At 60.6% G+C, this 18,871-nt stretch carries 10 protein-coding genes and 1 pseudogene; 8 read left to right on the top strand and 3 right to left on the bottom strand.

What is annotated here, in order from left to right; all coding sequences use genetic code 11:
• Positions 1-36 precede the first annotated feature (36 nt).
• The 7 genes from tpx (at position 37) to NTD87_RS22455 (ending at position 13,240) form a co-directional block, all read left to right on the top strand.
• Positions 37-537 (top strand): thiol peroxidase, encoded by a 501-nt coding sequence (gene tpx, locus NTD87_RS22485; RefSeq protein WP_262116393.1) that lies wholly within the window; start codon positions 37-39, stop codon positions 535-537.
• Positions 538-715: 178 nt separating this feature from the next.
• Entirely contained in the window at positions 716-2,032 is a 1,317-nt protein-coding gene (locus NTD87_RS22480; protein ID WP_262116392.1) for an MdtA/MuxA family multidrug efflux RND transporter periplasmic adaptor subunit, read from the top strand.
• Complete coding sequence (locus NTD87_RS22475) at positions 2,029-5,133, top strand: MdtB/MuxB family multidrug efflux RND transporter permease subunit (RefSeq protein ID WP_262116391.1); 3,105 nt, start codon at positions 2,029-2,031, stop codon at positions 5,131-5,133. The genes NTD87_RS22480 and NTD87_RS22475 overlap by 4 nt, the downstream gene beginning before the upstream one ends.
• Positions 5,130-8,237 carry an efflux RND transporter permease subunit gene (locus NTD87_RS22470; protein WP_262116390.1) on the top strand — a complete coding sequence of 1,036 codons (3,108 nt, stop codon included), beginning with the start codon at positions 5,130-5,132 and terminating at the stop codon, positions 8,235-8,237. Before NTD87_RS22475 ends, NTD87_RS22470 begins: the two co-directional genes overlap by 4 nt.
• On the top strand, positions 8,234-9,727 hold the full coding sequence (locus NTD87_RS22465) for an efflux transporter outer membrane subunit (protein ID WP_262116389.1): 1,494 nt from the start codon (positions 8,234-8,236) through the stop codon (positions 9,725-9,727). The genes NTD87_RS22470 and NTD87_RS22465 overlap by 4 nt, the downstream gene beginning before the upstream one ends.
• A gap of 435 nt (positions 9,728-10,162) precedes the next feature.
• Entirely contained in the window at positions 10,163-12,244 is a 2,082-nt protein-coding gene (locus NTD87_RS22460; RefSeq protein ID WP_262116387.1) for a putative bifunctional diguanylate cyclase/phosphodiesterase, read from the top strand.
• A 249-nt stretch (positions 12,245-12,493) separates the two neighbouring features.
• On the top strand, positions 12,494-13,240 hold the full coding sequence (locus tag NTD87_RS22455; protein WP_262116386.1) for an SDR family oxidoreductase: 747 nt from the start codon (positions 12,494-12,496) through the stop codon (positions 13,238-13,240).
• A gap of 124 nt (positions 13,241-13,364) precedes the next feature.
• Here the strand turns inward: NTD87_RS22455 and mapR are convergent, their stop codons facing one another.
• The 3 genes and pseudogenes from mapR to NTD87_RS22440 form a co-directional block, all read right to left on the bottom strand.
• The gene (gene mapR, locus NTD87_RS22450; protein WP_262116385.1) at positions 13,365-14,774 is read right to left on the bottom strand and encodes a GntR family transcriptional regulator MpaR; all 1,410 of its coding nucleotides are present in this window, start codon (positions 14,772-14,774) and stop codon (positions 13,365-13,367) included.
• A gap of 201 nt (positions 14,775-14,975) precedes the next feature.
• Entirely contained in the window at positions 14,976-16,388 is a 1,413-nt protein-coding gene (gene ccoG, locus NTD87_RS22445) for a cytochrome c oxidase accessory protein CcoG (RefSeq protein WP_262116384.1), read from the bottom strand.
• Positions 16,389-16,583: 195 nt separating this feature from the next.
• Positions 16,584-16,703, bottom strand: a pseudogene (locus NTD87_RS22440) (DUF3203 family protein); the annotation flags it as partial.
• Between the two features lie 97 nt (positions 16,704-16,800).
• On the opposite strand from NTD87_RS22440, the gene NTD87_RS22435 reads away from it, so the two are divergent.
• Positions 16,801-18,798, top strand: a complete 1,998-nt coding sequence (locus NTD87_RS22435) for an alpha-1,4-glucan--maltose-1-phosphate maltosyltransferase (RefSeq protein WP_262116382.1) — start codon at positions 16,801-16,803, stop codon at positions 18,796-18,798.
• Positions 18,799-18,871 lie beyond the last annotated feature (73 nt).

Genomic DNA, 18,871 nt, shown 5'->3' with positions numbered 1-18,871 from the left:
GCTGTCCACCTATCACTGCTTAAAAGGACTCTGTTCATGGCTCAAGTCACTCTCAAAGGCAATCCGGTTCAAGTCAATGGCCAACTGCCACAAGCCGGTTCCAAGGCGCCAGCCTTTTCCCTGGTTGCCGGCAATCTGTCCGACGTGACCCTGGCGAGCTTCGCCGGCAAGCGCAAAGTGCTGAACATCTTCCCAAGCATCGACACCCCGACCTGCGCCACGTCGGTACGCAAGTTCAACGCCCAGGCCAACGACGTGGCCAACACCGTTGTCCTGTGCATCTCGGCTGACCTGCCGTTCGCCCAGGCACGCTTCTGTGGCGCTGAAGGTCTGGAAAACGTCCAGAACCTGTCGACCCTGCGCGGTGCCGAGTTCATCGAAAACTACGGCGTTGCCATTGCCGACGGCCCACTCAAAGGTCTGACCGCGCGCGCAGTCGTTGTACTCGACGAAAACGACACTGTGCTGCACAGCGAACTGGTTAAAGAAATCGCAGAAGAGCCAAACTACGAAGCGGCGTTGGCCGTTCTGAAGTAACTGGCTTTACAATGATTGACGGCCTGGCTCTGTCCAGGCCGTTTTCATTTGTGCTTCAGTGGTTTAGCAAATACTCGCAAAATCAGGTTAAAGGTAAATTGCCGGTAAAGGCGCTTTGCTTAACGTCCGCCAGTGCTTATCTTTCAGCCTCCCGTATAAAGAAGCCCACACGCGCCCAATGGTTGATCATTCCATGCAATCCTCTGCTTCCCGTCATCCCCGTCGCTGGCTACTCGGCCTGCTTGTCCTGTTGGTCATTGCCGGCCTGTGCTGGAAATTCTGGCCAGGCGGTGCGGCCCATAAAGGCGCCCCTGCAGAAAAGGCAGCGGCCGGGCATGTTGGCAAGTCAGGCGGGATGCGTCCGGGTTTCGGCGGCGCTACGGGGCCGGTCCCGGTTCGGGTCGCGCCGGCGGTCGTGGGTGATTTCCCGCTGTACTACAAAGCCCTGGGCACGGTCACTGCCCTGAACACCATTAATGTGCGCAGCCGCGTGGGCGGCGAATTGGTGAAGATTGCGTTCGAAGAAGGGCAGATGGTCAAGGCCGGCGACCTGCTCGCCGAGATCGACCCGCGTCCTTACCAGAACGCCTTGCTCCAGGCCGAGGGCACGTTGTTGCAGAACCAGGCGCAGTTGAAAAATGCCGTGGTGGATCTGGAGCGCTATCGCGGCTTGTATGCGCAAGACAGTATCGCCAAACAGACCCTCGACACCGCCGCAGCGCTGGTGGGGCAGTACCAGGGCACGGTCAAGACCAATCAGGCGGCGGTCAATGACGCCAAACTCAATCTGGAATTCACCAAGATCCGTGCGCCGATCACCGGGCGCGTCGGCCTGCGGCAACTGGACGTCGGCAACCTGGTGGCCGCCAATGACACCACGTTCCTGGCGGTCATCACCCAGACCCAACCGATCAGCGTGGTCTTCACCTTGCCGGAAAACAGTCTCGATACCGTACTGGCCCGCTACCACTCGGGTGCCAGGCTGCCGGTTGAAGCCTGGGATCGTGGCGACACCCAATTGCAGGCCAGCGGTGTCTTGCAAAGCCTGGACAACCAGATCGACACCACCACCGGTACGCTGAAGTTCAAGGCGCGTTACGACAACCGCGACCTGGCGCTGTTCCCCAATCAGTTCGTCAACGTCCGGTTGCTGGCTGACACCCTCAAAGGTGTGGTGCTGGCACCATCGGCGGCCATTCAGTTCGGCACCAACGGCACCTTCGTCTATGCCTTGGACGGTGACAAGAAAGTCACCATCCGTCAGTTGAAAATCGGCGCCAGCGATGGCGACAACACCGTGATCATGGAAGGCTTGAAAGCCGGTGATCGCGTGGTTCTGGAAGGCACTGACCGCCTCAAGGAGGGCAGTGAGGTCGAGGTGGTCAACGACAGCAACGCCGCGCCAGCGACTCAGACCGATACTGCGCAAGGCCAATCGACAAACGCCGCGACTGATCCGAAAGCCACTGGCAAGGCGCAAAAGGTCGGCGCATGAACATCTCGCGGCTGTTCATCCTTCGCCCGGTAGCCACTACCCTGAGCATGCTGGCCATCGTGTTGGCCGGCCTGATCGCCTACAAGCTGTTGCCGGTCTCTGCACTGCCTCAGGTCGATTACCCGACCATTCGGGTCATGACCCTGTACCCGGGCGCCAGTCCGGATGTGATGACCAGTGCGGTCACCGCACCACTTGAGCGCCAGTTCGGGCAAATGCCCGGCCTGACCCAAATGGCATCGACCAGCTCCGGTGGCGCCTCGGTGCTGACGCTGCGCTTCAGCCTCGACATCAACATGGACGTCGCCGAGCAACAGGTGCAGGCGGCGATCAACGCGGCGACCAATTTGTTGCCCAAGGACTTGCCAGCCCCCCCGGTGTACAACAAGGTCAACCCGGCGGACACCCCGGTGCTGACCCTGGCAATCACCTCCAAAACCATGCTGCTGCCAAAACTCAATGATCTGGTCGACACGCGCATGGCGCAGAAAATCGCCCAGATCAGTGGCGTCGGCATGGTCAGCATCGCCGGCGGCCAGCGCCAGGCCGTGCGGATCAAGGTCAACCCGCAGGCCCTGGCGGCCAACGGCTTGAATCTGTCGGATGTGCGCACCTTGATCGGCGCGTCCAACGTCAATCAGCCCAAAGGCAACTTCGACGGCCCGACCCGGGTGTCGATGCTCGATGCCAACGATCAATTGACTTCGCCCAAGGACTACGCCGAACTGATCCTGGCCTATAAGAACGGCGCGCCGTTGCGGCTCAAGGATGTTGCGCAGATCGTCGACGGTGCCGAAAACGAACGCCTCGCCGCGTGGGCCAACGAAAACCAGGCCGTGCTGCTGAACATCCAGCGCCAACCGGGCGCCAACGTGATCGAGGTGGTCGACCGGATCAAGGCCTTGTTGCCGAGCATTACCGATAACCTGCCGGCCGGCCTCGACGTGACGGTGCTCACCGACCGTACCCAGACCATCCGTGCTTCGGTCTCCGACGTGCAGCACGAGCTGCTGATCGCCATCGCCCTGGTGGTGATGGTGACGTTCCTGTTCTTGCGCCGGGCCAGTGCCACTCTCATTCCGTCGATCGCGGTGCCGTTGTCGTTGGTCGGCACTTTTGGCGTGATGTACCTGGCCGGTTTCTCGGTCAACAACCTGACGTTAATGGCGTTGACCATCGCCACCGGTTTTGTGGTCGACGACGCGATCGTCATGCTGGAAAACATTTCACGCTTCATCGAAGAGGGCGACAGCCCGCTGCAAGCAGCGCTCAAGGGGGCCAAGCAGATCGGCTTCACCCTGATCTCGCTGACCCTGTCGCTGATCGCGGTATTGATTCCGTTGTTGTTCATGGCCGATGTGGTCGGACGCCTGTTCCGCGAGTTTGCGATTACCCTCGCGGTGGCGATCCTGATTTCGCTGGTGGTTTCCCTGACCCTGACGCCAATGATGTGCGCGCGGTTGCTCAAGCGTGAACCCAAGGCATCAGAGCAGGGCCGTTTCTACCGGGCCAGCGGTGCATGGATCGACTGGCTGATCGCCGCTTACGGGCGCAAGTTGCAGTGGGTACTCAAGCATCAGCCGCTGACCCTGCTGGTGGCCATCGCCACCCTGGGCCTGACGGTGTTCCTGTATATCGTGGTGCCCAAGGGCTTCTTCCCGGTGCAGGACACCGGGGTGATCCAAGGGATTTCCGAGGCGCCGCAGTCGATTTCCTTTGCAGCCATGAGCCAGCGTCAGCAGGAACTGGCCAAAGTCATTCTGGCCGATCCGGCAGTGCAAAGCCTGTCGTCGTATATCGGTGTCGACGGCGACAACGCCACCTTGAACAGCGGGCGCCTGCTGATCAACCTCAAACCGCACAAAGACCGCGACCTGAGCGCGGCCCAGGTGATCAGCCGGTTGCAACCGCAGCTGGACAAACTGGTGGGTATACGTCTGTTTATGCAGCCGGTGCAGGATTTGACCATCGAAGACCGGGTCAGCCGCACGCAGTACCAATTCAGCCTGTCGTCACCGGATGCTGGCTTGCTCAGCCTGTGGAGCGGCCGACTGGTCGAGGCGCTGGCCAAGCAACCGGAGCTGACCGACGTTGCCAGCGATTTGCAGGACAAGGGCTTGCAGGTTTTTCTGGTGATCGACCGCGATGCCGCTTCGCGTATCGGTGTATCGGTGTCGAACATCACCGACGCGTTGTACGACGCGTTTGGTCAGCGGCAGATCTCGACCATTTACACCCAGGCCAGCCAGTACCGTGTAGTGATGCAGGCGCAGGACGGCGAGACGATCGGCCCGCAGGCGCTGGAGCAGATTCACGTCAAGACCACCAATGGCGGTCAGGTACGATTGTCCAGCCTGGCCCACGTCGAAGAACGCCAGGCGCAATTGGCGATTGCACATATCGGCCAGTTCCCGGCGGTGATGATGTCGTTCAACCTTGCGCCCGGCGTGGCGTTGGGCCAGGCCGTCGAGCTGATCAACAAGGTGCAGAAGGACATCGGCATGCCGCTCGGCGTGCAGACTCAGTTTCAGGGCGCGGCCCAGGCGTTCGAGGCCTCGTTGTCGAGCACCTTGCTGCTGATTCTGGCGGCGGTGGTGACCATGTACATCGTGCTCGGCGTGCTTTACGAGAGCTACATTCACCCGATCACCATTCTGTCGACCTTGCCGTCGGCGGCGGTCGGTGCCTTGTTGGCGCTGATCCTCAGCGGCAATGACCTGGGCATGATCGCGATCATTGGCATCATCTTGCTGATCGGTATCGTCAAGAAAAACGCGATCATGATGATCGACTTCGCCCTCGACGCCGAGCGCAATCAGGGCATGGACCCGGCGACGGCGATCTACCAGGCGGCGCTGTTGCGTTTTCGGCCGATTCTGATGACCACCCTGGCCGCGTTGTTCGGCGCAGTGCCGCTGATGCTCGCCACGGGCTCCGGTGCGGAATTGCGCCAGCCACTGGGTCTGGTGATGGTCGGCGGCCTGCTGGTGAGCCAGGTGTTGACGCTGTTCACCACGCCGGTGATCTACCTGTATTTCGACCGCCTCGGTCGGCGCTGGCGGCCTGCGCCTGAGCGTCTGGAGCCGGTAGAGCAGCCATGAACCTGTCCGGACCTTTCATTCGCCGGCCGGTAGCGACGATGTTGCTGAGCCTGGCGATCATGCTGCTGGGCGGTGTGAGTTTCGGTTTGCTGCCGGTGTCGCCGCTGCCACAAATGGACTTTCCGGTGATCGTGGTTTCGGCGAGCCTGCCGGGCGCGAGCCCCGAGGTCATGGCGTCCACCGTGGCAACGCCGCTGGAGCGATCCTTCGGCGCCATCGCCGGGATCAACACCATGAGCAGCCGCTCCAGCCAGGGCTCGACCCGGGTGATCCTGCAGTTTGACATGGACCGCGACATCAACGGCGCGGCGCGGGAGGTGCAGGCGGCAATCAACGCTTCGCGCAACCTGCTGCCCAGCGGTATGCGCAGCATGCCGACCTACAAGAAGGTCAACCCGTCCCAGGCGCCGATCATGGTGCTGTCGCTGACCTCGGACGTGCTGGAAAAAGGTCAGCTCTACGACCTGGCCTCGACCATCCTCTCGCAAAGCCTGTCCCAGGTGCCCGGCGTCGGTGAAGTGCAAATCGGCGGCAGCTCGTTGCCGGCGGTGCGCATCGAACTTGAGCCACAACTGCTGAACCAGTACGGCGTGGCGCTGGATGACGTGCGCAACACCATCGCCAACGCCAACGTGCGCCGGCCCAAAGGCTCGATCGAAGACGATCAGCGGATGTGGCAGGTACAGGCCAACGACCAGTTGGAGAAGGCCAAGGACTATGAGCCGCTGATCATTCGCTACCAGAATGGCTCGGCGTTACGCCTGGGTGATGTGGCCAAGGTCCGCGACAGCGTCGAAGACCGCTACAACAGCGGTTTCTTCAACGATGATGCGGCGGTGCTGCTGGTGATCAACCGCCAGGCCGGTGCCAACATCATTAAAACGGTCAACGATATCAAGGCGCAGTTGCCGGCGTTGCAGGCGGTATTGCCGGCCAGCGTCAAGCTGAACCTGGCGATGGACCGCTCGCCGGTGATCAAGGCAACCCTGCACGAAGCGGAAATGACCCTGCTGATTGCCGTGGCGCTGGTGATTCTGGTGGTGTACCTGTTCCTCGGTAACTTCCGCGCGTCCTTGATCCCGACGCTGGCGGTGCCGGTGTCGCTGGTCGGTACGTTCGCGGTGATGTACCTCTATGGATTCTCGCTGAACAACCTGTCGCTGATGGCGCTGATTCTGGCCACCGGGCTTGTGGTGGACGATGCCATCGTGGTGCTGGAAAACATCTCGCGGCACATCGACGAAGGTATCGCGCCGATGAAGGCGGCGTACCTGGGCGCCAAGGAAGTCGGTTTTACCTTGCTGTCGATGAACGTCTCGCTGGTGGCGGTGTTCCTGTCGATTCTGTTCATGGGCGGGATCATCGAAAGCCTGTTCCGTGAGTTCTCGATTACCCTGGCGGCGTCCATTGTCGTGTCGCTGGTGGTGTCGCTGACCCTGACGCCGATGCTTTGCGCCCGCTGGCTAAAACCCCATGTGCCGGGCCAGGAAAGCCGTTTGCAGCGTGCCAGCCAGCGGGCCAACGACTGGATGGTCAAGCACTATGCCAGCGGTCTGGATTGGGTGTTGCGTCATCGGCGCCTGACGCTGCTCAGCCTGTTGATCACCATTGGCGTCAACGTCGCCTTGTATGTGGTGGTGCCCAAGACCTTTCTGCCGCAGCAGGACACCGGCCAACTGATCGGTTTTGTCCGCGGCGACAATGGCCTGTCGTTCAATGTCATGCAGCCGAAAATGGAAGTCTTCCGCCGCGCGGTGTTGAAAGACGATGCCGTGGAAAGCGTCGCCGGTTTTATCGGCGGTACCAACGGCACCAATAACGCTTTGATGCTGGTGCGCCTGAAACCGATCAAGGTGCGCAACATTTCTGCGCAGAAAGTCATCGAACGCCTGCGCAAGGAAATGCCCAAGGTTGCGGGTGCCCAGTTGATGCTGATGGCCGACCAGGACTTGCAGTTTGGCGGTGGCCGCGAGCAGACCACCTCGCAATACACCTACATCCTGCAAAGCGGTGATCTGTCGGCGTTGCGCGAGTGGTACCCGAAAGTCGTCGCGGCACTCAAAGCGCTGCCCGAACTGACGGCCATCGACGCCCGCGAAGGGCGGGGTGCCGCGCAGGTGACGCTGGTGGTCGACCGTGACCAGGCCAAACGCTTAGGGATAGACATGGCCATGGTGACCACAGTGCTGAACAACGCCTATAGCCAGCGACAGATTTCCACCATTTACGACAGCCTCAACCAGTATCAGGTGGTGATGGAGGTCAATCCGAAATACGCCCAGGACCCGATCACCCTTAATCAGGTTCAGGTGATCACCGCTGCGGGCGCACGCATTCCGCTGTCGGCGATTGCCCACTACGAAAACAGTGAGGAAAACGACCGGGTCAGCCACGAAGGGCAGTTCGCTTCCGAGAGCGTCTCGTTTGATATGGCCGAAGGCGTGACCGTCCAACAAGGCTCGGCCGCCATCGAACGGGCGATTGCCAAGCTGGGGCTGCCGGAAGAGGTGATCGCCAAGATGGCCGGTACTGCCGACGCCTTTGCCGCGACCCAGAAGAGTCAGCCATGGATGATTCTTGGTGCGCTGGTGGCGGTGTATCTGGTGTTGGGTGTGTTGTACGAAAGTTACGTGCACCCGTTGACCATTCTTTCCACGTTGCCTTCGGCGGGCGTCGGCGCGTTGCTGTCGATCTATGTGCTGGGCGGCGAATTCAGCCTGATTTCGCTGCTCGGGCTGTTTTTGCTGATTGGTGTGGTGAAGAAAAACGCCATTTTGATGATCGACCTCGCACTGCAGCTTGAGCGCCATCAGGGCATGGAACCGCTGGAGTCGATTCGCAGTGCCTGTCTGTTGCGTCTGCGGCCGATCCTGATGACCACCCTGGCGGCGATTCTGGGCGCCTTGCCCTTGGTGCTGAGCACCGCCGAAGGCGCGGAAATGCGCCAGCCACTGGGCCTGACCATCATCGGCGGGTTGATCTTCAGCCAGGTGCTGACCCTTTTCACCACCCCGGTGGTCTACCTCTATCTCGACCATTTGCGCCATCGGGTCAACCGCTGGCGTGGGGTTCGTACCGATGCTTCTCTGGAAACTCCGCTATGACTGACCGTTGCCTGTTCAACCTCGACGCGCCGACGACCCGGCGCCTGGTTTCGGCCCGTGGCTCGCGCTTGCTGAGTCTTTCGCTCAGTGTCTTGATGCTCAGCGCCTGCGCCATCGGCCCGGATTATCAGCGTCCGCCAGTGGCTGAGCCTGCACAGTACAAGCAGGCAGAAGGCTGGCGTCAGGCGACTCCGAGCGACTCATTGGCCCGTGGCGCCTGGTGGGAGTTGTACGGCGATCAGCAGCTCAACGGGCTGGTCGACAAACTGAACGGCGCCAACCAGACCGTTGCCCAGTCCGAAGCTCAATACCGTCAGGCTCAGGCGCTGGTAAGCAGTGCCCGGGGGGCTTTTTTTCCAAGCGTCAATCTGAGTGCCGGGAAAACCCGCTCCAGTCAGGGCACCGGTAGCAGCAGTTCGAGTTTAAGCAGTACCAACAGCGGCATCCGCGACACCTATAACACTCAGCTTGGGGTGAGCTGGGAAGCGGACGTCTGGGGCAAACTGCGTCGGGGCCTGGAAGCCGATAAGGCCAGCGCCGAAGCGAGTTTTGCCGACCTGGCCGCGATGCGCCTGAGTCAACAATCGGAACTGGTGCAGAACTACCTGCAATTGCGGGTGATCGACCAGCAAAAACGTCTGCTGCAAGCCACGGTCGAAAACTATCAGCGTTCGTTGACCATGACCGAAAACCAGTACCGTGCGGGGATTTCCGGCAAGGATGCGGTGGCCCAGGCGCAAACCCAGCTTAAAAGTACCCAGGCCGACATGGTCGACCTGATCTGGCAGCGGGCGCAGTTCGAGAATGCAATCGCCGTGCTGATCGGCTTGCCGCCGGCTGAGTTCAATCTGGCCGAAACCCAGACCATTCCGGCATTGCCGCAGGTTCCGCTGAGCCTGCCATCGCAACTGCTGGAGCGCCGTCCGGATGTCGCGTCGGCCGAGCGTTCGGTCATCGCCGCCAACGCCAATATCGGGGTGGCCAAAGCGGCTTATTACCCGGATCTGACTTTGAGCATGAGTGGCGGCTACAGCAGTAGCACGTATTCTGACCTGATCAGCTTGCCGAACCGTTTCTGGTCGGTGGGTCCCAAACTCGCCATGACCTTGTTCGACGGCGGCCAGCGCTCGGCGGAAGTCGACCGCACCGAGGCGGTGTATGACCAGACCGTGGCCAAGTACCGGCAGACGGTACTCGACGGGTTCCGCGAAGTCGAAAACTACCTGGTGCAGCTCAAGGTGCTCGAAGACGAAGCAGTGGTACGTCAGCAAGCGCTGGACTCGGCCCGCGAGTCGTTGCGCCTGACCCTGAACCAGTACAAGGCCGGGTTGATCGCTTACCTCGATGTGGTGGTGGTCCAGGCCACGGCCCTGAGCAACGAGCGCAGCGTACTGACCTTGCAGCAAAGCCGGCTGATTGCCAGTGTGAATTTGATCGCCGCGTTGGGCGGTGGCTGGGATGGCCAACTGCAGACCAGCGAAAAAGAATAGGCAAGAGCGCCTGATGCCAGTCAGTTAAGGAGTGTCAGGCTCGGCACATTCCCTGCAGCTGGCGAAGCCTGCGTTCGGCCGCGAAGCGGTCGTGAAATCAGGCCATGCGGTCTTTCAGATTAATCGTGCAAGCAGGATTTACGAGTGCTACGCACCCGAACGCAGCCTTTGGCAGCTGCTACGGATTGCGTCCTGGCTTGACTGACTGGCATTAGACAAGAGTGCCTTTTCGTCGAGGGAGCAAGCTCCCTCGCCACAATTTTGCAGTCACCCTTACTCCCTGTAAGGGCGTGTTCTGCCTTGTGACAGACTGTCCGTCGCACTAATGGCCTTTTGGTTACTTTGTGAGTGCGTTCGTGGTTGAAATCAGTACAATCGCGCACTTTGCCCCCATGAGCATGGACGCAGTACGGCGGGGCGGTCTCGAGAAGTCTGATGCTAATCGGTAGCTATTCCCCCGCCCTGGTCTTGATCTCCCTCTGTGTGGCGATTCTTGCCTCCTATACCGCCCTGGACCTGACCGGGCGCATCGCAACGTCCAAAGGTCGGGCGGTGCATCTGTGGACAGCGGGTGGTGCGCTGGCCATGGGCGTGGGCGTCTGGTCGATGCACTTTATTGGCATGCTGGCGTTCAGGTTGCCGATCAGCCTCGGGTACGACATCGGCATCACCGCGTTATCGCTGGTGATCGCGATCCTGTCCTGCGGGTTTGCGCTGTGGTTGGTCAGCCAGCCGCGTTTGCCGGGTTGGCAACTGGCGTTCGGCGCACTGATCATGGGCTCGGGCATCAGCGGCATGCACTACACGGGCATGGCCGCCATGCGCATGCAGCCGGGTATTGATTACGATCCGACATTGTTTGGCGCCTCGTTGGCGATTGCCGTCGGGGCTTCGGCCGCAGCGTTGTGGATCGCCTTTCGTTTACGTCAGAACACCCCGTATGTGCGCTTTGCTCGCGGCGGCGCAGCAGTGGTCATGGGTATCGCCATTGTCGGCATGCACTACACCGGGATGGCGGCGGCGCGCTTCCCCGATGGCAGCTTTTGTGGCGCCGCACTGGACGGTTTGAGTGGCAAGGGCCTGGATAACCTGGTGCTGATCACCACGTTGGCGGTGTTGAGTATCGCGTTATTGACCTCGATCCTCGATGCGCGTCTTGAAGCTCGCACCGCTGAACTGGCCAACTCGTTGACCCTGGCCAATCGCGAACTCACCCAACTGGCGTTGCACGACACCCTGACCGGGTTGCCGAATCGTATCCTGCTCGCAGATCGCATCGACCAAGCTATGCATGTGGTGCAGGAGCAGGGCGGTTGTTTCGCGTTGATGTTCATCGATCTGGACGGCTTCAAGCCCGTCAACGATGCGTTTGGCCATCACATGGGCGACCAGTTGCTGCGCGAAGTCGGTGTGCGTTTGCGCGAGGACCTGCGCAGCCAGGACACACTGGCGCGCATTGGCGGTGACGAATTCGTCTTGCTGGTGCAGCTTGCCGAGCCCGACGATGCCTTGCGTCTGGCGGCGCGTCAGGTGGGCCTGATCTCGCGCCCGTTCCGCGTTGCTGAACACGACTTGCAGATCTCTGCCAGCGTCGGCATTGCCGTTTACCCCGGCAACGGACAGACCCCCCAAGAGCTGCTGATGAACGCCGACGCGGCGATGTATCACGCCAAAGGCACGGGCAAGAACGGTTACCGCTTCTTCGATGCCTCGATGAATAACAACGCCCGCAAGCAACTGCAAATGCTTCAGGATTTACGCAATGCGGTCGAGCAACAGCAATTCAGCCTGCACTATCAACCCAAATTTGACGCCAGCAATGGTCGGCCAGTCGGTGCCGAAGCCTTGCTGCGTTGGGAACACCCGACCCAGGGCATGCTGCTGCCGGACAAGTTCATTGAGCTGGCGGAGAAAACCGGGTTGATCATTCAGATCGGTGATTGGGTGCTTAATGAAGCGTGCCGACAAATGCGCCTCTGGCACGTTGAGGGTTACACCCACTGGCGTATTGCGGTGAATCTCTCGGCGTTGCAGTTCTGTCATGTCGGGCTGGTCCAAAGTGTCGCCACAGCCCTGGCGACCCATAATTTACCCGCCAATAGCCTGACCCTGGAAATCACCGAAACCACCGCCATGAGCGATGCCGATGCCAGCATGACGGTGCTCAAGCAGCTCTCGGAAATGGGCGTCGACCTGTCCATCGACGACTTTGGTACCGGTTATTCGAGTTTGATGTACCTCAAGCGCCTACCGGCCAATGAGCTGAAGATCGACCGTGGTTTTGTCCGCGACCTGGAGCGCGACAGTGATGACGCGGCGATTGTCTCGGCCATCGTCGCCCTCGGTCAGGCACTGGGATTGCGCATCGTCGCCGAAGGTGTGGAAACCGATGTGCAGCAGGACTTCCTGACCCAGCTGGGCTGTGATTCCTTGCAGGGTTACCTGTTGGGTCATCCGTTACCGGCCGAAAGGTTCATGGTCGACATCCGCCGGGCCGAGCAATTGGCGACAGGCTGAAGGCCACCCGTAGCAGCTGCCGAGCCTGCGAGGCTGCGTTCGGCTGCGAAGCAGTCGTAAAGCCTGTATGCACGGTCACCCTGAAACACCGCAGCGTCTGAATTCACGGCCGCTTCGCTGCCGAACGCAGCCTTCGGCAGCTGCTACGGGAGTTGTGTTGCTCGTCCCACTTGATGAGCGCCCATGCAAAACCCGGCGCCGGCAGGTATTCTTGCGGCGCAGGCTTCGGGTTCGAATGGGGGAATCAGCATGGACAAAGTCATTGTCATCACCGGCGGCAGTCGCGGTATCGGTGCGGCTACAGCACTCTTGGCGGCCGAGCAAGGCTATCGAATCTGCATCAACTACCAGGCCGATGAACAGGCCGCGCAACAGGTACTCGAACACGTCCGCGCGCTCGGCGCCCAAGCGATCGCCGTGCGCGCCGACGTCAGCATCGAAGATGAAGTGATCAGCCTGTTCCACCGTGTCGACACCGAGCTGGGCCGGGTCACCGCACTGGTGAACAACGCCGGCACTGTCGGGCAAAAGTCGCGGGTCGATGAAATGTCCGAATTCCGTATTCTGAAAACCATGAAAACTAACGTCCTGGCGCCGATCCTCTGCGCCAAGCATGCGCTGCTGCGCATGTCGCCCAGACACGGCGGGCAGGGTGGCAGCATCGTCAACGTGTCATCGGTCGCTTCGCGCCTCGGTTCACCGGGCGAATACGTCGATTACGCAGCCTCCAAAGGGGCGCTGGATACCTTTACCATCGGCCTGTCCAAGGAAGTCGCCGGCGAAGGCATCCGCGTCAACGCCGTACGTCCCGGCTACATCTACACCGACTTTCACGCCCTGAGCGGCGATCCGGACCGGGTCAGCAAGTTGGAATCGGGTATTCCGATGGCTCGCGGTGGCCGCCCGGATGAAGTGGCCGAAGCGATTATCTGGCTGCTGTCGGACAAGGCTTCTTATGCGACCGGGACCTTCGTGGATCTGGCGGGCGGGCGCTAACCCTTGAGGTTTGCGTTGTCTGTCAGGGCCTCATCGCGAGCAGGCTCGCTCCCACATTTGGAATGCATTCTCCTGTGGGAGCGAGCCTGCTCGCGAAGGCGATAGTCCAGACAACATCAAGTCATCAGAACGACCGCACAATCCTGCCCAAGGTCTCCATCGCCTTCTCGGCATCCTCGGTCCACGGGCTGCCGTAGTTCAAACGGATGCAATTTCGAAAGCGTTGGGTCGGTGAAAAGATCGGCCCCGGCGCGATGCTGATCCCTTGGGCCAGGGCCATCTGGAACAACTTCAACGAATCCATTTGCGCCGGCAGTTCCAGCCACAAAAAGTAGCCGCCGGCCGGTTGGCTGACACGGGTCTGGGCCGGGAAGTAGCGGGCGATGGCCGCGAGCATGGCGCTTTGCTGCTCTTCGAGGGCGTAGCGCAGTTTGCGCAGGTGGCGGTCGTAGCCGCCGTGTTGCAGGTAGTCGGCGATGGCAGCCTGGGCCGGCATCGAGGCGCAGAGCGAGGTCATCAGCTTCAGTCGTTCGATTTTCTGGGCATAGCGCCCGGCAGCGACCCAGCCGATGCGGTAACCGGGGGCGAGGCTTTTGGCGAACGAGCCGCAGTGCATCACCAGCCCTTCGGTGTCGAAGGCTTTGGCCGGTTTCGGCGCTTGCTGGCCGTAATACAATTCGGCGTAGACATCGTCTTCGATCAGCGGCACCTGATGGCTGCGCAACAGCGCCACCAGTTCCTGTTTCTTGGCCTCGGGCATGGTCGCACCCATCGGGTTCTGGAAACTGGTCATGCACCAGCAGGCTTTGATCGGGTGGCGCTCGAGGGTTTGCGCCAGCACACCGAGGTCGATGCCGTCGCGCGGGTGTACCGGAATTTCCACGGCTTTGAGCTTGAGCCGTTCCAGCACTTGCAGGCTGGCGTAGAACGCCGGTGCTTCGATGGCCACCAGATCACCGGGTTCGGTGACCGCTTGCAGGCACAGGTTCAGTGCTTCCAGTGCGCCATTGGTGATCAGCAGTTCTTCCATGGGCAACATCAGCCCGCCGACCATGTAGCGCAGGGCAATCTGACGACGCAATTGCGGATTGCCCGGCGACATGTCGGTGACCACCATGCGCGGGTCCATCTCCCTGGCAGCACTGGCCAGCGAGCGAGAGAGTCGTTGCAGCGGAAACAGTGTCGGGCTCGGGAAGGCCGAGCCGAAGGGCACGGTGGTCGGGTCCTTGATCGAGTCGAGCACCGAGAACACCAGTTCGCTGACGTCGACTTCGGTGGACTCGTTCACCTGGCTGCTGATCACCGGCTCCGAGAACGGGCTCGGGGCGTGGGTGTTGACGAAATAGCCCGAGCGCGGGCGCGCCCGGATCAGCCCGCGACGTTCCAGCAGGTAGTAGGCCTGAAACACCGTAGACGGGCTGACCCCGTAAGTCTGGCTGGCGTAACGCACCGAGGGTACGCGCTGGCCGGGGCCGAGCACCCCGGAGCGGATCAGTTCAGCAATGTCGTCGGCGAATTTTTCGTAGCGTTTCATCTAGGACCCGGATTTGACGGAAAACAGGCGACACATACTTCTGTGGCGAGTGGAGCTTTTTGTGGCGAGGGGGCTTGCTCCCGCTGGGGCGCGAAGCGGCCCTAAAAATGGGACTGCTACGCAGTCCAGCGGGGGCAAGCCCCCTCGCCACAATGACGGTGCTCAACCTGAAACCTCTGACTGGGCACAGAGTTTAAAGGCTCAGCGATTCAGCGGTGCAACAAAACGGCTCTGTGCCACGCTGTTCACCGAAGGCTCATTGCTGTCAGTGATTTTGAAGCTGATGGTCTGCGAGCTGCTGCTCGGTTTTTCGGTGGTCATGGCCACTGAAACCGGTACATCAACAATTTCTCCCGGCGCCAGGCTCAGCTCGGTCTTGCCCTGCAACTGGAAGCCGTCGCCGTCCACCAGGGACAAGCGATAGTCCTGCCGTTGCTGGGTTTTGTTGATGACTTTGAGGCTATAGATGTTTTCGATCTGCCCCTGACTGTTTTCGCGGAACAGACCACGGTCCTTGCTGACGTCCAGCGACACCATCGGCCGCTCCATCAGGGCCAGCGCCAGTGCGCCGATCATTACCACCAGCACCGCGCTGTAGCCGATCAACCGAGGCCGCAGCAGGTGTGTCTTGCCACCTTGCAATTCATGCTCGGAGGTATAGCTGATCAGTCCAGGGGCGTAGCCCATTTTGTCCATGATCGAATCGCAGGCATCGATACACGCTGCACAGCCGATGCATTCCATCTGCAATCCGTCGCGGATGTCGATGCCGGTCGGGCAGACCTGCACGCACACATGACAGTCGATGCAATCACCCAGGCCGACTTCGGCAGGCTTGACCTCACGCTTGCGCGGACCACGGTTTTCGCCGCGGGCGGCGTCGTAGGAGATGGTCAGGGTGTCTTTGTCGAACATCACGCTCTGGAATCGCGCATACGGACACATGTGCATGCACACGGCTTCACGTAGCCAACCGGCGTTGATGTAGGTCGCGCCGGTAAAGAACAGTACCCAGAACAGACTGACACCACCCATTTGCAGGGTCAGCAGTTCATTGGCCAGCGGGCGAATCGGGGTGAAGTAGCCGACAAAGGTCAGGCCGGTCAGCAGGCTGATGGCCAGCCACATCGTGTGTTTGGCCGAGCGGCGCATCAGTTTGTTCAGCCCCCAGGGCGCGGCTTGCAGCTTGATCCGCTGGTTGCGCTCGCCCTCGGTAACCTTTTCGCACCACATGAACAGCCAGGTGAAGGAGCTCTGCGGGCAGGTGTAGCCACACCAGACTCGTCCGGCAAATACGGTGACCGCGAACAGGCCAAAAGCACAGATAATCAGCAGCGCCGAGAGCAGGATGAAATCCTGGGGCCAGAACGTCGCGCCAAAGATGTGGAATTTGCTTTCCGACAAATCCCAGAGCACGGCCTGTCGGCCGCCCCAGTTCAGCCACACGGTGCCGAAAAACGCCAGAAACAGTAACCCCGCACCGCTCAGACGCAAGGTGCGGAACAACCCGGTGAAGCTGCGGGTGTGGATCTGGTTGTCGCTGGATTTGGCCTTCATCTTTGGGCGCGAAGGCTCGAATGTTTCTACTAATCGGACGGGGATTCTATCGCTCATGGTCTTTCGCTCATCAGCCTCCATCAGGCCGATGAACTATGACCACCGATCTGTTTGCATAACAGACTCAGGTATTGGATTAAAAAGCGGATCAGATGAGCGTTTGATCCACCCCTGCGACAACTTGATGCACCCCGGCAGGCGCGGCAGCAGCGCCTATCTCAGGCGTCTGCGGCGGTCTGTGATCTGCGTCAGTCAAATCACCGAATCACTGCCGTTGACCTTCAGGTGCCTTCGACTACTGTTGGCACCTGCTACGGTTAATGCGTCGGCTTCTGCTTCGGTGATGTACGCTCGGCAAATATCCAGCTGAACTTTTCCCGCAGCCGGATGCTCGGAACCTAAGTGGTGTCACACAAGCAGTACACGATCAAGCACATGCGCGTCCTTGGGGCGTGAGGGGCGATGCTCGATGACGACTGAAAAACCGACTGAACTGCACTACAACCCGCAACTGCCACTGTCGCAGGCCTTGCGGCTGCCACGGATTGTCATCGAGAACACGATGCCGGTGATCGATGGCGGCCAGTTTGCGGTCAAGGCCATCGAAGGGCAGGCCGTGACGGTGACCAGCAAGGTTTTTGCCGACGGCCACGACACACTCGCGGTGCGTGTGCGTTGGCACGCCGAGGCCGACTTGATCTGGCAGAGTGCAGTCATGACCGATCTGGGCAATAACGCCTGGCAAGGCCAGTTCAGCGTCGCAACACCGGGGCGGTATCGTTTTTGCATCGAGGCCTGGATCGATCAGTTCGCCAGCTTCTGTTATGAGCTGGAGAAAAAGCATGTCGCGGGTGTTCCGGTCAGCCTGGAGCTTCAAGAAGGGCGCACCCTGGTGTTGCAGGCGGCAGAGCGCAGTGATGGTCAGTTGAGCGAGCACCTGGCGGCGCTGCACCATGAGTTGTCCGGGCTGCTCGAAACCGAGCAAGTCGCACTGTTTCTACACCCGCGCAGTGCTGACTTGATGGCCGGGGCCGATCACCGTCCCTATTTCAGTCTGAGTCCGGAGTACCCGCTGGACGTCGAGCGCGAACGTGCGCAGTTCGCCAGTTGGTACGAGCTGTTTCCCCGCTCGATCACCGACGATCCGGCACGTCACGGCACGTTCAATGATGTGCACTCACGCCTGGCCATGATCCAGGACATGGGCTTTGACGTGCTGTACTTCCCGCCCATTCACCCCATTGGTCGCAGTTATCGCAAAGGCCCGAACAACTCCCTGACCGCCGGCCCTGATGACCACGGCAGCCCATATGCCATCGGTGGGGTCGAAGGGGGGCACGAGGCGATTCATCCGCAGTTGGGCAGTCGCGAGGACTTTCGTCGTCTGGTCGCGGCGGCCGCCGCACACGGGCTAGAGATCGCCCTGGATTTCGCCATCCAATGCTCCCAGGACCACCCGTGGCTGAAACAGCATCCGGGCTGGTTCAACTGGCGACCTGACGGCACCATCAAATACGCCGAGAACCCGCCGAAGAAGTACCAGGACATCGTCAACGTCGACTTTTACGCCAGCGACGCAATCCCAAGTCTGTGGCTGGAGCTGCGGGACATCGTGGTCGGCTGGGTCGAGGAGGGGGTGACGATGTTTCGCGTCGACAACCCGCACACCAAACCCTTGCCGTTCTGGCAGTGGTTGATCGGTGATGTGCGGGCGTTGTATCCCGAGGTGATCTTCCTCGCCGAAGCCTTCACCACCCCGGCGATGATGGCGCGTCTGGGCAAGGTCGGTTATTCCCAGAGTTACACCTACTTCACCTGGCGTAACACCAAGCACGAACTGGCAACGTACTTCACCGAGCTGAACCAGTCGCCCTGGCGCGAGTGCTTCCGGCCGAACTTTTTCGTCAATACACCCGACATCAATCCGGGTTTTCTCCATGACTCGGGCCGTGCCGGGTTTCTGATCCGGGCGGCGCTGGCGACCATGGGCTCAGGCTTGTGGGGCATGTATTCGGGGTTTGAACTGTGCGAATCGGCGCCAGTGCCGGGCAAGGAGGAATACCTCGATTCCGAGAAGTATGAAATTCGTGTCCGGGACTTCAATGCGCCGGGCAACATCATCGCCGAGATCGCTCAACTCAATCGCATTCGCCGACAGAACCCGGCCCTGCACAGCCATTTGGGTCTACAGATATACACGGCGTGGAACGACAACATTCTGTACTTCGGCAAACGCAACGCCGATGGCAGCAACTTCATTCTGGTGGCGGTCAGCCTCGACCCGTTCAACGCCCAGGAGGCGCATTTCGAATTGCCGCTGTGGGAGATGGGTTTGCCCGACGACGCGGCCACCCAAGGTGAAGACCTGATGAACGGCCACCGTTGGACCTGGTACGGCAAAACCCAATGGATGCGTATCGAACCGTGGAACCAGCCGTTCGGGATATGGCGGATATCGAAAGGCTGAGGCCGGATTGGCTTTTTGGGGGGGGGGGGGGGGGGGCCCCCCCCCCCCCCCCCCCGGCCCCCCCCCCCCCCCC

Origin of the sequence: Pseudomonas sp. 6D_7.1_Bac1, from assembly GCF_025465945.1 — a bacterium.
Taxonomy (GTDB): Bacteria; Pseudomonadota; Gammaproteobacteria; order Pseudomonadales; family Pseudomonadaceae; genus Aquipseudomonas.
This window is presented reverse-complemented; position numbering and strand designations above follow the sequence as displayed.

Bases quoted from the DNA above. Each gene is read 5' to 3' on its own strand.
- tpx (WP_262116393.1), top strand. From the start codon at position 37: ATGGCTCAAGTCACTCTCAAAGGCAATCCGGTTCAAGTCAATGGCCAA.
- NTD87_RS22480 (WP_262116392.1), top strand. From the start codon at position 716: ATGGTTGATCATTCCATGCAATCCTCTGCTTCCCGTCATCCCCGTCGC.
- NTD87_RS22475 (WP_262116391.1), top strand. From the start codon at position 2,029: ATGAACATCTCGCGGCTGTTCATCCTTCGCCCGGTAGCCACTACCCTG.
- NTD87_RS22470 (WP_262116390.1), top strand. From the start codon at position 5,130: ATGAACCTGTCCGGACCTTTCATTCGCCGGCCGGTAGCGACGATGTTG.
- NTD87_RS22465 (WP_262116389.1), top strand. From the start codon at position 8,234: ATGACTGACCGTTGCCTGTTCAACCTCGACGCGCCGACGACCCGGCGC.
- NTD87_RS22460 (WP_262116387.1), top strand. From the start codon at position 10,163: ATGCTAATCGGTAGCTATTCCCCCGCCCTGGTCTTGATCTCCCTCTGT.
- NTD87_RS22455 (WP_262116386.1), top strand. From the start codon at position 12,494: ATGGACAAAGTCATTGTCATCACCGGCGGCAGTCGCGGTATCGGTGCG.
- mapR (WP_262116385.1), bottom strand. From the start codon at position 14,774: ATGAAACGCTACGAAAAATTCGCCGACGACATTGCTGAACTGATCCGC.
- ccoG (WP_262116384.1), bottom strand. From the start codon at position 16,388: ATGAGCGATAGAATCCCCGTCCGATTAGTAGAAACATTCGAGCCTTCG.
- NTD87_RS22435 (WP_262116382.1), top strand. From the start codon at position 16,801: ATGACGACTGAAAAACCGACTGAACTGCACTACAACCCGCAACTGCCA.